This window comes from Thalassolituus sp. UBA675 (genome assembly GCF_002297765.1).
GTDB lineage: Bacteria > Pseudomonadota > Gammaproteobacteria > Pseudomonadales > Oceanobacteraceae > Thalassolituus.
This window is the reverse complement of record NZ_DBNJ01000017.1, coordinates 1-13,212: the sequence shown is the minus strand read 5'-3', so window position 1 is coordinate 13,212 and position 13,212 is coordinate 1. Positions and strand designations below refer to the sequence as shown.

The following is a 13,212-nucleotide window of genomic DNA, read 5'->3' as shown; positions in this document are numbered from 1 at the left end:
TATATTTCGGGCTCCTTGGTGCTCTTCTGGCGGTGGCAGTACTGTGCTCAGCCGCCTTGCAGCTCGTTAACCTAGTGCGTTCTGCACAGTTCTACGAAGAAGTCTCCCGCGGCAGTCTGTATCTGATCGGTGAGCGCCTCGCATCGGATGAGGGGGCGTTGCCGCGTCTTGAAGCGGCGTTTGATGCGTCTATTGCGATTCGTCCTGAAGATGATGGGCCAGAGGATGAGTATGAGCGCTCGCGCTTACTGCGTGGCCAGGTCATCGTTACTGTTTCGCCGGATGGCAAAACAGCCTCTATGCGCAGCATGATGCCTGATGGACAGTGGTTGTATGTCGACTTTAATAAGCTTTCTGAGCTTCAGGTCAGGGCCACCGCTCGCCTGTTAGTCGAACTATGGCAACGCAGCGGAGAGGCAATCGATAGCTTCCTGGCGGATGTGCAGAGCCACTTCGGTTACCCTCTGTCCGTGGTGAATATCGCCGATCTGGAAATATCGGCAACCGATCTTGCACGTATGCAGTATGGTGATGTATTGGTGCAGCTTGCCGTCGATGGTGCCGGTGCGGATGCTTACATACAAATCCCTGGGGCTGAGCAGGTGGTCCGTCTCGGTCCGGTTGAAAAATTCAATCCATATTCTTTCAGAGCTGTTTTCGTTATTGGCACTATCGGTGTTTTACTGATTGGCCTTGGCGTTTATTGGGTGGTTAACACCTTTGAAACGCGTCTGCGAAAACTTGAACAGGCGACCAGTCGTCTGTCTCAGGGACACCTGAATGCGCGAGTGAGCACTTCTGGTGAAGATGCTGTTGGTCGCCTTGGTCATTCCTTCAATAAGATGGCTGAACATATTCAGCGTCTGATCTCAATTCAGCGTGAAATGGTACGCGCTGTGTCGCATGAACTTCGCACACCTGTTGCCCGTATTCGTTTCGGGGCTCAGATTATCGAAGATTCGGTAATGGATGACCCTTTTGTATCAAAGCAGCTCGCTGGTATGGATGCCGATATTCAGGAGCTGGATGAGCTGATTGATGAAATTCTGACCTATGCACGTCTTGAAGAGGGCGGCCCGATTCTTGATTTTCAGAAGATCAACGTTGCCGAGGTCGCTAAGCAGGTGGTCGGCGAAGCCCGGCCACCCGAGCATGTTGCTGTTTCGTTTGAGGGCAGTGGTCCAGAGGGTTTCCCGTTCTCTGAGGTTGAACCGAGGTACGTGCACCGGGCTATTCAGAACCTGGTCGGTAATGCAGGGCGTTATGCTAAAGGGCGCGTCAAAGTGCGATGCAGCGTAGCGGACGATATCTGTCGTGTAGATGTCGAAGATGATGGCCCTGGAATTCCGGAGGAGGACTGGGATCGTGTTTTCAGCGCGTTCGCTCGCCTGGATGACAGCCGGACCCGCGCTTCTGGCGGTTATGGCCTAGGATTATCGATTGTGCGCCGGATTATGTACTGGCATGGCGGGCGCGCGATGGTGGGGCGCAGTGATGAGCTTGGTGGTGCGCGTTTCAGTTTAATCTGGCCGCGCGTTCACACAGACTGACAATGTTATTGGCCACGACTTGCAATGCAGGACAAAATAGAGCCGTGAGTCGGTACGTTTCCAGACACTTGTAACATAACGTTACAAATAGTCACCTTCCAGCTATAGATTACTTGCTTCATACAGGTCACTATAAGCGCACGTATCCTTTGGAGACGTGGTGAGAATGTTGCGACACACTGTGTCGCTTTGTTGGGCCTCCTTTGTCGAGGCCCTTTTTTTTGGGCCGGTTTTGTTACATCAGCTTTCCGGTTGAACTATTCCTTTCAATGTCGCAAATGAGCTTTCTGCAGCGGTCTCGATGAAGTCCTTGAGATACTGAGTTCCGGATTGCTCTTTTCGGATGGCTGCATATAGCACAGGCCAGACTCCAGCTTTACCTAACGGCCGTACGGATATCAAACCTGCATCAAGGTAGGTCTGAAGCGCCCAGTTCGGCAGGCAGGCGACGCCACGGCCGCTGGCGACGAGCTGAATCATCATCAGCGTTAATTCGGTTTCCCGCGTTGCTGAAGGCTCAATGCCATGGGGTTCAAGAAAACGTTCAAAAATATCCAGGCGCCGGCGGTCAACGGGATAGTGGATCAGGGTTTCCTCGCTCAGGTGCTCCGGACTGATCCACTCGTATTGGGCCAGGGGGTGTTGGTTAGCGATTGCAAGAACCGACTGGTATCTGAACAGCGGGATGTGCGTGACCACGGGATCGTCTGCGGGGTCTGACGTAATCACCAGATCAATGTCGCCTCGCCTGAGTGCTTCAAGTGGCTGAAAATGGAAACTGGTTGTGAGATCAATCTCGACGTCGGGCCAGTGATCGCGGAACTGATTGATGGCTGGCATTAACCACTCAAAACAACTGTGACATTCGATCGCCATGTGGAGTCGTCCATCATGCCCCGCTTCAATCTTCTTCAGCGTTTGTTCTGTGCGTTGAATCATAGGTAAGACGTTATCAGCGAGTTGCAGTACCTCAAGGCCCGCCCGTGTGAAACGGATTGGGCGTGATTTCCGTTCGAACAAACGGGTATTAAGACGCGACTCAAGATCTTTGAGTTGATGCGACAGGGCCGACTGAGTGAGATGCAGGCGCCGGGCAGCATCGACGAGACTCCCGCTGTCTCTCAGAGCAATGAGCGTTTTCAGATGGCGTATATCAAGCATAGAGATCATTCTTGAGAATATTTCATGACAGTTTAGCGCTATCTATTAATTTATTCATATATGCCGCATTTTTACTGACATATCTGGAAGCGATTTCGTGGAGCAGTTAGTCTGGAGTTTTAGTCAGATTGGATCTCACTGTATGTCGAAGTATCTGCTTAGCTTTGATCAGGGCACAACCAGTAGTCGCGCCATATTATTTGGGCTGTCGGGTGAAGTGATTGCGCAGTCACAGGAAGAATTTGAACAGCATTTTCCGAACCCAGGTTGGGTCGAGCATGCGCCTTCAGATCTTTGGCAAACCTCTCTGAAGTGCGCGCGCGATGTTCTTAAGCAAGTGGGTGCTAAAGCCTCTGATATTGTTTCGATTGGTATTACTAATCAACGGGAGACAACGCTGATCTGGGACAGGCAGACTGGCGAACCTGTGTATCCTGCTATTGTCTGGCAAGACAGACGAACCGCGGATCTTTGTCGTCAGTGGGAAGGCCAGAAAAATGAGATATCAGCGCGCACCGGACTTTTGCTGGATCCTTATTTTTCGGCCACCAAAATCCGCTGGATACTGGACAACGTTGAGGGGGCCAGAGCGCGCGCTGAAGCGGGTGAGCTGGCGTTTGGCACGGTCGATACCTGGTTGATCTGGCAGCTGACAGGCGGGCGCTCTCACTTAACGGACGCAACCAATGCCTGTCGCACCATGCTCTATAACATCCATGAAGAGTGCTGGGATGCCGATCTGCTGTCCTTGTTTGATATCCCAGCGCCACTGCTTCCTGAGGTTCAGGACAGCGCATCAGACTTTGGCAAAACTCTGAGCGGCTGGTTAGGTGGAGCGGTTCAGATTGGCGGCGTGGCCGGTGATCAGCAGGCTGCTTTGATCGGTCAGGGTTGCTTTTCTGAGGGGATGATCAAGAGCACCTACGGGACTGGCTGCTTTATGGTGCTGAATACTGGGCGTGAGGCGGTGACATCCAAGCATCGCCTGCTGACGACAATCGCCTATAGGATCAACGGCGAAACGACCTATGCTCTCGAGGGGTCGATCTTTATGGCAGGTGCGACGATTCAGTGGATCCGGGATGGCTTGCAGCTGATTAAGGACGCCAGGGAGAGTCAGTCTCTGGCAGAGAAAACGGGTTACGAAAATCCAGTCTATATGGTTCCTGCATTCGCAGGCCTGGGAGCGCCATACTGGGATCCGGATGCGCGGGGCGCCATTTTCGGTCTCAGTCGGGATAGTGGAATCAAAGAGTTGGTTACTGCTGGGTTGCAGGCGGTCTGTTACCAGACCCGTGATCTGCTTTCTGCGATGGAAGGCGATGGTGCCAGAGCCGCTGAACTCAGAGTAGATGGCGGTATGGTGAAGAATGATTGGTTGGTTCAGTTTTTGTGCGATGTGCTCGGGGTACGGGTCACAAGGCCCCAGATTACCGAGACAACTGCATTGGGTGTCGCGTATCTCGCGGGGATTCAGTCCGGGGTCTACCAGAGCCTGGATGAAGTCGCAGGTTTGTGGCAGACGGAGCGGGTCTTTGTGCCAAAAATCTCTAAAGTGAAAAGGGACAAACTGTACGATGGCTGGAAAGATGCTGTAGGACGCTTGTGCCGCCCAGCATGACGTGGTTATAACGGAAATCAGGATGGAATCGGACCGGAATTGTTGTCCTTATGTAAAAGGCTCTGGCGGGGGGCGCCGTCACCCATTATTCTGACAGACAAGATACTTTGGGAAGCCTTTATGGGGCAGCTAAGAAAGGACATTTTACGCCGGCACAGCCTGGCTGCAGCGGGTGTTCTTCTATTCAGCATTCTTTACTACGTCGGCTTTGGTATTCAGTACGGCGCGTCGCCGAACGCTTGGTTCGGCACCATGGTATTTTTCTATCTTGTCGTCCATGGAATTACTGCCTGGTACATTTACTCGGGCAGAGCAATGGAGACTTCCGATCCCAGTATGACAATGCCAGTGATGGCGCTCGTGATTCTTTACATGTCTGGGCTAATGATTCTGGCCCCTGAACTGCGCGGAATCATGATTCTGGGTTATCTCAACATAATGCCTTTTGGTGTATTCCGCCTTTCGGGACGGGGATTCGTTGGTATTTCTCTGTTCACTGTTGTTAGTTATTCGTTAGTCATTTTTTCTACCCACTACAGCGCCAGTGAACTGCTTGTTCCAGAATTTGAAGTGGTTATCGGCGTCGCTTTGATGACGAGCCTGCTTGTATATGCATTTATCGGTCGCGAGTTCTTTATTCTGAGGAAAGCCTACGGCGAGAAAAATTCCGAGCTACGGCGCGCGCTGGCCCGTATCGAAGAACTGGCGGTCACAGATGAACTGACGGGGCTGAATAACCGGCGTTATCTGCTCAAGACTCTCGAAAAGCAGAGGGCTCTGTCTATCCGCCAAGAGATCCCGTTTGTTGTGGCCTTCATCGATATTGATTATTTCAAACGCGTCAATGATGAATACGGTCACAGGATCGGAGATCAGGTACTTGCTGAACTCGCCCATCTGCTTCGTGTATCTGTCCGGGAAATTGATCTCGCTGCTCGCTACGGCGGAGAAGAGTTTGTTCTGCTGCTGTCAGGGCTGAATCTTGAAGCTGCTTCCGGCGTTCTGGAGCGGATACGTGTTTCGGTCGAGAATCACAGATTTTCTGAGGTGGATCTGGAACAGCGGGTATCGATCGGCGGTGCCGAGTATCATCCGGATGAGGCTTCTGAGGATGTCCTTAACCGGGCTGACCGGATGCTCTATGAGGCGAAGCGCCTTGGCCGTAATCAGGTCTATCTGGAAGGCGCTCAGCAGTTGTCACTGCACTGAGCGCCACAGAGGACAGCCTCAGTCCTCTTCTTCCTGGCAGAGTAGGAACTCCAGCAGTGCTTTCTGGGCGTGAAGGCGATTCTCAGCTTCATCCCAGACCACTGCACGCGGATCTTCCATGACTTCATCAGTCACTTCTTCACCGCGGTGCGCGGGCAAACAATGCATGAAAATCACGTCGCTCGCTGCTTTGTCCAGCAAAGCAGGAGAAACCTGAAATGCCTGGAATTTGCGAATGCGTTCTTCCTGCTCTTCTTCCTGACCCATTGACGCCCACACGTCAGTCACGACGAGGTTCGCGCCTGCGACAGCTTCTTCAGGGGTTTTGAACAGCTGAATACGGTCACCGCCTTCGCTGACGATGCGGGCATCAGGTTCGAAGCCTTCTGGCGTGGCAATACGCAGATTGAATCCGAATTGTACCGCCGCCTTGATGTAGGAGTGGCACATATTATTACCATCGCCAATCCAGGCCACTGTTTTGCCCGCGATAGAACCGCGATGCTCAACATAGGTCTGCATGTCGGCGAGCAGCTGACAGGGGTGAAAATCGTCTGTCAGGGCGTTGATGACGGGTACAGAAGAGTAGGCAGCGAAGCGTTCGATAATGTCATGATCAAAAGTACGGATCATGACAACATCAACCATACGCGAGAGTACACGTGCAGAGTCTTCGACGGGCTCGCCACGACCTAACTGGGTATCGCGTGGCGACAGGAAGATCGCGCTGCCACCGAGCTGGCTCATGCCAGCTTCAAAAGATACTCGGGTACGGGTGGATGATTTCTCGAAGATCATCCCCAGTACTCTGTTCTTCAGCGGCTCGTAGATTTCTCCTGCTCGCTGCTTCTTTTTGAGCTCGATAGCCCGTTCAATTATCCAGTTGAGCTCATCCGGAGAGGTGTCCGAGAGCGTCAGAAAGTGTCTCACTGTCTTTTCCATTGGGTCATTCATTGAGTTCATGGATCAGCTCCATAACTCCCTCTACGATCAGGTCTGCTTCTTCTTCTGTCAGTGTCAGTGGTGGTAGAAGACGAATAACATTGCCTGAGGTAACGTTCAGCAGAAGGCCTTTTTGGGTGCCCTTTGCCATTAATTCGGTGCAGTCTTTTGTCAGGGCAATACCCATCATTAAGCCACGTCCCCGGATTTCGGAAAACAGAGGGTTGTCCTGTAAACGCACGTTGAAAGCACTGGCGAGGTAGTTACCCATATGAGCTGCGTTCTCAGCCAACTTTTCATTTTCTATGGTCGTTACTACCGCATTTGCGGCGGCGCATGCCAGTGGGTTTCCACCGTAGGTGGACCCATGGCTTCCGGGTTGCAGTACTTCGGCTGCTTTGCCCCGGGCGAGACAGGCACCAATAGGTACGCCATTGCCGAGCCCTTTGGCTGTGGTAACAACATCCGGAGTGATGCCGAATTGTTGGTAGCAGAAGTAGCTGCCAGTACGTCCGTTGCCGGTCTGAATTTCATCAACCAGCATCAGCAGGTCATTCTGGTCGCAGATATCACGCACAGCTTTAATGTAATCTTCGCCGGCCGTTGCCAGGCCACCTTCACCCTGAACAGGTTCCAGCATAACCGCGACGATATTCGGGTTTGCGCGAACGACTGCACGGATGGCATCGGCATCCATATATGGGACACGTACGAAACCATTCAGCAGAGGACCGAAACCTTCCTGCGCTTTCGCGTTGCCGGTAGCCGTCAGTGTTGCCATGGTACGACCGTGGAAAGCTTTGGTCATCACCACGATGACAGGCTCTGAAATGCCTTTCTGATGGCCGTATTTTCTCGCAATTTTGATGGCGGCTTCGTTGGCTTCTGCGCCTGAATTAGAGAAGAACACATTATCCATTCCCGAAATACGGGTCAGGTTTTCAGCCAGTTCCTGCTGTCGGCCGATGCCGTACAGATTTGATGTATGAACGAGCTGGCCCGCCTGCTCCTGAATCGCGGCGGTTACGGCCGGGTGCGCATGACCCAGACCACAAACAGCGATACCGGTCAGGGCGTCCAGATACTTACGGCCTTCTGTGTCGTACAACCAGCAGCCTTTACCGTGGGTAAAGGTGACGGGTAAACGGCCATAGGTATTCATAATGGCGTGCATATGTGTTTCTTCCTCAGAACGCAAAAGGGCAGCCATGGCTGCCCAGATAAATACCGCGCCCGGTTTTAATTAGGCGCATTCGAACTATACGAGAGGGGATGCTGTTTGTAAACGCTTACCCCTTGCCCTTTGTTTTGGTGTTGTGCGCGCGCGCATGTTTCTCAATATGCATCACGATTTTAGTGGCGACATCAATACCGGTAGAAGACTCAATGCCTTCAATGCCCGGTGATGAGTTCACTTCCATCACAACCGGCCCATGGTTTGAACGCAGGATATCGACACCCGCGACGTTAAGCCCCATGGTTTTGGCGGCACGCACTGCGGTGGCCCGTTCTTCAGGGGTGATTCGTACAACCGTTGCCGTACCACCTCGGTGCAGATTCGAGCGGAATTCACCTTCGGCAGCCTGACGTTTCATAGAAGCAACAACTTTGTCGCCGACGACGAGGCATCGAATGTCAGCACCAGACGCTTCTTTAATGTATTCCTGAACCATAATGTTGGCTTTGAGGCCCAGGAAGGCTTCGATCACACTTTCCGCTGCTTTCTTCGTCTCAGCCAGTACCACACCAATACCCTGAGTTCCCTCCAGAAGCTTGATCACAAGAGGAGCGCCACCGACCATCTGGATCAGGTCAGGAATATCATCCGGGCTGTGGGCAAAGCCGGTCACTGGCATGCCGATACCTTTGCGCGACATCAGCTGCATGGAACGCAGCTTATCCCGTGAGCGGCTGATGGCTACGGATTCATTCAGTGGATACACACCCATCATTTCAAATTGACGCAGTACCGCCGTACCGTAGAACGTGATTGATGCGCCAATACGAGGGATGACAGCATCAAAGCCCTCTAATTGCTCACCTTTATAGTGCATTTTGGGGTCAACGCTGTTGATGTTCATATAGCAATGCAGCGTATCCAGTACATGCACTTCATGTCCGCGGGCCTCGGCTGCCTCAATCAGACGTCGGGTTGAGTAGAGGCTGGCACTGCGTGACAGTATGGCAATTTTCATAACGGGTTCCTGATGGGTCATAGCAACGACTGAAAAAATTAATAGATAAGATGCTTCGCTCAGCCGCGACTGACATCCACAAGAAAGCGGCCTTTGATAGCCTTTCGGCCTATCAACATAGGGTACTTCATACTGCCGCGGTGACTGAGGCTGATTTCAGTTTTAAAGCTCAGGCCACCTACGTTCATTTCTGTACCGATAATATAACGCTGTGAGCTATGCCCGTTCGAACTGGTGATCACACGCTGCTCGACGACCGGCGCTTCGCACGTTTGATCAATCCGGGCTGACTGTTTATTAAACTTTACGTGAAACCGCACCCAGAGTTCGCCATCGCGTCTGAACTCTTCAATATGGTCAGCATGAAGGCTACTGGTAGCAGCGCCGGTATCCACCTTGGCGTCGCAGCCGATGCCAAGGTCCGGGAGTTCTACAGCTTCGATGAAGCCGAGTACATGATCAGTCATCTGTTTCCGTGTTCTCATAGTCTGCCTCCGATGCTGAGGAGGAGGCTGTAAAATAAATCTGCTTGCGAGCAAGCGCTTTGCAATAGGCGGCCCATGCGCGTTCAACCGCGTTAATAGGCTCAAGTTTCTGCTGGCAGAAGTCAACAAAGCGGACTTCTTCATCGGTCGCCGCTTCGCGTGTTCCTTCGTGCAGCGACTTCAGAGCATCGCCCATATTCTCGAGGATGTCAGCCTGCTGGCGCGTAAAGTCACCTGAGCGCTGAAAACCACGTGGAAAGTTAGCATCGTCAAAGAATTTCTTTGAAGTTTCAAAGCTTTTCGCTTGAATTTGACTCATAAAGCACCTGCCATCATCAAAGTTGTCGATCACAAAAGAAATCGGTCTTTTGTGTTGGGCGGAGTATGGTCAGGGGCGTGTCTGTGGTAAAACGAAAAAATCTTCTCGTTACGTGAAAGTTTTCTGGTTGAAATGGATACGGATCTACTTAAAACATTTATGGAAGTCTCACGCACCCGGCACTTTGGTCGTGCGGCTGAAAACCTCTATCTGACCCAGTCTGCGGTGAGTTTCCGCATTCGCCAGCTCGAAGGCCTTTTGGGTGTTGAGTTGTTTTCCCGACAGCGAAACAACATCCAGTTGACGCCTGCAGGCGAGAAACTCATCCCTCTGGCTGAAAGTAGTGTGCTTCTCGAGCAGCGCATTCGCCACGAAGTAGCAATTGCAGATGACCGTCATTATCAGTTCGCGCTTGGCGCTACCCCAAACTTATGGGACGCGGTGCTGCAACAGAAGCTCCCGGCTTTGTTGCGAAGGCCTGGTATGGCGGTCAGCGCAATGGCGCACAGCAGTAGCGCGCTGGTAAGACAGATCCTTGAACGGTCGTTAGATCTGGCGTTAGTGTTTGACGCCCCGAAAGCCGATGAACTGGTGACCCGTGAAGTTATGTCTGTTCCTCTGGTCATGGTCGCTTCTGAAAAGTGCTCTGAATGGAACCAGGCCGCCGAGCTCGGTTACGTGATGGTCGATTGGGGAACGTCATTCCGTATTCAGCACGCTCAGGAGTTTAAAGGTATGGCGGCGCCGGTGCTCAAAACCAATACTGGCCGTATTGCCCTCGACAGCATCCTGATGCACGGTGGTGCCGGTTACTTACCTGCGACTATGGTTGCACCTTACCTTGAAAGTGGTGAGCTGCATGAAGTATCCGATGTTCCTGAAATGACGCGTCAGGTATTCGCGAGTTACCTGAGTACCCGTAAAGATGATGAGCTCATAGGCGACATCATCAGCCAGCTATTGGGGAGCGGCCACCATGAGTAATACCGCACAGCAGAGTAACAGCGGCTGGCATTTCGCTGAAACAGGCGCCCCCACAGTTCTGGAGCAAACCTCACTTGATATGCCGCAGGTTTCTCCTGGCGGACTACTGGTCAGGGTCATAGCTTCGGGGTTTAACCCGATCGACACTAAAATCCGCGCCGGACTGGCGCCAATTGCCTCGGATAATCATGTGGTCGGTTGTGACCTCGCCGGTGAGGTCATTGCTGTTGGTGAGCAGGTTACCGGCTTCTCTGAAGGCGATATCGTTTATGGCTGTGCGGGTGGAGTGAAAGGCAGTAGCGGGACGCTGTGTCGTTACATCGTGGTCGATGCTGACCTGATGGCATTGGCTCCTCACTCTGTTAAAGCTGAGCAGGCAGCGGTTCTTCCCTTGGTGTCGATCACGGCCTTTGAAGCGATTGAACGCCTGCACTTACAGGAAGATGAATCCTGTCTGATTATGGGAGGATCTGGTGGCGTCGGCCAGATGGCTCTGCAACTCGCTAAGCTTCGTGGTGTTGCTGTTACGGCCACTGCCGGGGATGACATCCGCCGCGATCAGATCGCCTCGTTTAATGTGACTGCAATGTCGCACGGAGAGGCGGCTGAACATGCAGGCAAGTTCGATAAGGTGCTCGATACCTTCGGTGGTGAGAGCTTTCAGACAGCGCTACATGCCTGTGCTCCGGGCGGTCAGGTTGCAACCATCAATGCTCGTAATACTTACGACCTGACTCAAGCGCATGCTAAAGCCTTGAGCATTCATGCGGTGTTTATGTTGTTACCTTTACTGAGTGGTAAGGGCAGAGCGACTCATGGCCGCTTTCTCAGCTGGTTAGCGAAAGAAGTCGATGCTGGGCGCATCTCGGTGCCTGAAACGGAGGTGCAATCGGCGAGTGCGGTTGCAGACGTTCACCGGCGCTACGAAGCCGGTGAGCTGAAAACGAAGGTCGCTTTTACCCTGTGACGCTGAGTGGCCTTATTCTATTCCGAGCAGTTTGTGGGTCTGCAAGCTGAGCTTCCATTTTGGGTGCTTCATGCAGTAATCCACGGCTTTTCGGGTGTTGGAAACAGATAGACCTTCTTTTGCCCCTTCAAGCTTGTCGCTGGCGATCACTACAGGCTCGAAGTCTGCCATTGGTTGCAGGTAGCAATGCTCAGCGACGATGTAATCAAAGCGTTCTGGTGGAGCATCTGCTTGTGGGTATACCAGTTTCAGTTCGTCGCAGTTGATGACGGCAAGTTCAGAGTCGCCTTTCGGGCTAAGGCATATCCAATCAATACCGTCCGGTAACGGCAGGGTGCCGTTGGTTTCGATGGCAACCTCAAACCCTGCCTTATGCAGCTCATCGACAAGCGCTGAATCAAGCTGGAGCGCTGGCTCGCCACCGGTACAGACGACATAGGGCTTTCCCTGAACTGAATTTCCTGAGGTCTCTCCTGGCCACTGCGATGCAATGATTGTTACCAGTTCACTTGCAGAATACTCACCACCCAGGTGTCCGTCGGTACCGATAAAGTCGGTATCACAGAACTTACAGACAGCGGCAGTACGGCTGTCCTCGCGGCCATTCCACAAATTGCATTTAGAGAAACGGCAGAAAACAGCAGGGCGTCCGGCTTGAGCGCCTTCCCCTTGTAATGTGTAGAAGACCTCTTTAACGCGGTAGGTATTCTTTGCCATCACGCCGACTCGTAGGCAATAGGGTCGGTGGCGCTATTAGCAGCAAATGCTTCAAGACGCTCAGTGCATGAGCCGCATTTGCCACAGGCTTTGTCGCGACCGTTGTAGCAGGTCCAGGTCTTGCCATAATCCAGTCCCATCTTAAGTCCGTCGGCAAGAATTTCGGTCTTGTCACTATTAAGATAAGGCGTGACGATATCGACGGGCTCGTAGTTGGCCAGCTTGGCAACCCGGTTCATCGCATGGACAAAGTCTGGCCGGCAGTCGGGGTAGATGGCGTGATCCCCCGAGTGGGCGCCATAGAAGACCTTGTTGGCGCCTATATCTACCGCATAACCAATCGCGAGAGAGAGAAGGATCATATTGCGGTTTGGTACCACAGTAGACTTCATGTTGGCGGCTTCGTAGTGCCCTTCAGGGATTTCAATGTCTGACGTCAGAGACGAACTTTGTAATAGCTGGTTAATAGCAGTAATGTCGATGATCTTATGGCTGATCTCCAGTTCATCGCAGACCCGCTTGGCGAACTGAATCTCTTTGCTGTGGCGCTGCCCATAGTCAAAGGTAAGAGCATACAGATCAAAGCCTTCATTCTTAGCGCGGTTGAGTATGGTGAACGAATCCATGCCACCGGAATAAATTACGACTGCCTTCTCTGCCATCACAAGACTCTCTTCTATATATAGGTACAACACATTCTGGGTCGAGCAGGCGGGAGTATACGCGTATGCGTAACTACTTAAAATTTATTACAGAAAGTAGTTGACCCAAATCGCCGCATCTCTATAATGCGCCGCTCTTGATCGTTACCCAGCACAGCGCTGAAACGAACAGGAAAACGGGTCGAAAAAAAGGTGTTGACCAAGTCTGAAAAGACTGTAGAATGCGCCGCCTGATCCGACGGAGACCTCCTCGGAGTGATCTGGTTTAAGGTTTGCAACCTGTTGATTTTAAAAGATTTTTTGAAAATTAACGGTTGACAGCGAAGGGTTCTCTGGTAGAATGCTTCGCACTGATCGGGACGCTGAGTTGTTCGGGTCGGATGTCAAAAATTAAGAGGTT

General features: G+C 52.3%; 13 protein-coding genes. 5 read left to right on the top strand and 8 right to left on the bottom strand.

The features are described from left to right. Positions 1-32: 32 nt before the first annotated feature. Complete coding sequence (locus tag B3007_RS07390; RefSeq protein ID WP_297532898.1) at positions 33-1,550, top strand: ATP-binding protein; 1,518 nt, start codon at positions 33-35, stop codon at positions 1,548-1,550. A 240-nt stretch (positions 1,551-1,790) separates the two neighbouring features. On the opposite strand, the gene B3007_RS07385 is transcribed toward B3007_RS07390, so the two are convergent. Further along, complete coding sequence (locus B3007_RS07385) at positions 1,791-2,711, bottom strand: LysR family transcriptional regulator (RefSeq protein WP_301378918.1); 921 nt, start codon at positions 2,709-2,711, stop codon at positions 1,791-1,793. 142 nt (positions 2,712-2,853) lie between these two features. On the opposite strand from B3007_RS07385, the gene glpK reads away from it, so the two are divergent. Together glpK and B3007_RS07375 are read left to right on the top strand one after the other, a co-directional pair. Continuing rightward, positions 2,854-4,332: a glycerol kinase GlpK gene (gene glpK / locus B3007_RS07380; protein ID WP_297532902.1), complete on the top strand. Its 1,479-nt coding sequence runs from the start codon at positions 2,854-2,856 to the stop codon at positions 4,330-4,332. Between the two features lie 120 nt (positions 4,333-4,452). Beyond that, a complete protein-coding gene (locus B3007_RS07375) occupies positions 4,453-5,541 on the top strand; it encodes a GGDEF domain-containing protein (RefSeq protein ID WP_297532903.1) in 1,089 nt (362 codons plus the stop codon). 18 nt (positions 5,542-5,559) lie between these two features. Here the strand turns inward: B3007_RS07375 and argF are convergent, their stop codons facing one another. From argF to maoP, 5 genes are all read right to left on the bottom strand, one after another. Continuing rightward, positions 5,560-6,504, bottom strand: coding sequence for an ornithine carbamoyltransferase (gene argF, locus B3007_RS07370; RefSeq protein ID WP_297532904.1), 945 nt, complete (start codon positions 6,502-6,504; stop codon positions 5,560-5,562). Then, positions 6,488-7,657 (bottom strand): aspartate aminotransferase family protein, encoded by a 1,170-nt coding sequence (locus B3007_RS07365; RefSeq protein ID WP_301378921.1) that lies wholly within the window; start codon positions 7,655-7,657, stop codon positions 6,488-6,490. The genes argF and B3007_RS07365 overlap by 17 nt, the downstream gene beginning before the upstream one ends. A gap of 115 nt (positions 7,658-7,772) precedes the next feature. Next, positions 7,773-8,678: a 30S ribosomal protein S6--L-glutamate ligase gene (rimK, locus tag B3007_RS07360; protein WP_068440265.1), complete on the bottom strand. Its 906-nt coding sequence runs from the start codon at positions 8,676-8,678 to the stop codon at positions 7,773-7,775. Between the two features lie 59 nt (positions 8,679-8,737). Continuing rightward, complete coding sequence (locus tag B3007_RS07355) at positions 8,738-9,163, bottom strand: ATP-dependent zinc protease (protein ID WP_068440268.1); 426 nt, start codon at positions 9,161-9,163, stop codon at positions 8,738-8,740. Next, positions 9,138-9,482 (bottom strand): DUF413 domain-containing protein, encoded by a 345-nt coding sequence (maoP, locus tag B3007_RS07350; protein WP_076514898.1) that lies wholly within the window; start codon positions 9,480-9,482, stop codon positions 9,138-9,140. The genes B3007_RS07355 and maoP overlap by 26 nt, the downstream gene beginning before the upstream one ends. A 132-nt stretch (positions 9,483-9,614) precedes the next feature. Here maoP and hdfR point away from each other — a divergent pair, with 132 nt between their 5' ends. Then, positions 9,615-10,466 (top strand): HTH-type transcriptional regulator HdfR, encoded by an 852-nt coding sequence (hdfR, locus tag B3007_RS07345; RefSeq protein ID WP_301378924.1) that lies wholly within the window; start codon positions 9,615-9,617, stop codon positions 10,464-10,466. Then, complete coding sequence (locus tag B3007_RS07340) at positions 10,459-11,433, top strand: alcohol dehydrogenase catalytic domain-containing protein (RefSeq protein WP_301378925.1); 975 nt, start codon at positions 10,459-10,461, stop codon at positions 11,431-11,433. Before hdfR ends, B3007_RS07340 begins: the two co-directional genes overlap by 8 nt. Positions 11,434-11,445: 12 nt before the next feature. On the opposite strand, the gene queE is transcribed toward B3007_RS07340, so the two are convergent. After that, entirely contained in the window at positions 11,446-12,150 is a 705-nt protein-coding gene (gene queE / locus B3007_RS07335) for a 7-carboxy-7-deazaguanine synthase (RefSeq protein WP_297532906.1), read from the bottom strand. Further along, positions 12,150-12,812, bottom strand: coding sequence for a 7-cyano-7-deazaguanine synthase QueC (gene queC, locus B3007_RS07330; protein WP_301378928.1), 663 nt, complete (start codon positions 12,810-12,812; stop codon positions 12,150-12,152). Before queC ends, queE begins: the two co-directional genes overlap by 1 nt. Positions 12,813-13,212: the final 400 nt, after the last annotated feature.

Excerpts from the sequence above, each read along its gene's own strand:
- B3007_RS07340 (WP_301378925.1), top strand. The coding sequence starts at position 10,459 with ATGAGTAATACCGCACAGCAGAGTAACAGCGGCTGGCATTTCGCTGAA.
- maoP (WP_076514898.1), bottom strand. The coding sequence starts at position 9,482 with ATGAGTCAAATTCAAGCGAAAAGCTTTGAAACTTCAAAGAAATTCTTT.
- B3007_RS07385 (WP_301378918.1), bottom strand. The coding sequence starts at position 2,711 with ATGCTTGATATACGCCATCTGAAAACGCTCATTGCTCTGAGAGACAGC.
- argF (WP_297532904.1), bottom strand. The coding sequence starts at position 6,504 with ATGAACTCAATGAATGACCCAATGGAAAAGACAGTGAGACACTTTCTG.
- rimK (WP_068440265.1), bottom strand. The coding sequence starts at position 8,678 with ATGAAAATTGCCATACTGTCACGCAGTGCCAGCCTCTACTCAACCCGA.
- queC (WP_301378928.1), bottom strand. The coding sequence starts at position 12,812 with ATGGCAGAGAAGGCAGTCGTAATTTATTCCGGTGGCATGGATTCGTTC.
- B3007_RS07355 (WP_068440268.1), bottom strand. The coding sequence starts at position 9,163 with ATGAGAACACGGAAACAGATGACTGATCATGTACTCGGCTTCATCGAA.
- hdfR (WP_301378924.1), top strand. The coding sequence starts at position 9,615 with ATGGATACGGATCTACTTAAAACATTTATGGAAGTCTCACGCACCCGG.
- B3007_RS07365 (WP_301378921.1), bottom strand. The coding sequence starts at position 7,657 with ATGCACGCCATTATGAATACCTATGGCCGTTTACCCGTCACCTTTACC.
- glpK (WP_297532902.1), top strand. The coding sequence starts at position 2,854 with ATGTCGAAGTATCTGCTTAGCTTTGATCAGGGCACAACCAGTAGTCGC.
- B3007_RS07375 (WP_297532903.1), top strand. The coding sequence starts at position 4,453 with ATGGGGCAGCTAAGAAAGGACATTTTACGCCGGCACAGCCTGGCTGCA.
- queE (WP_297532906.1), bottom strand. The coding sequence starts at position 12,150 with ATGGCAAAGAATACCTACCGCGTTAAAGAGGTCTTCTACACATTACAA.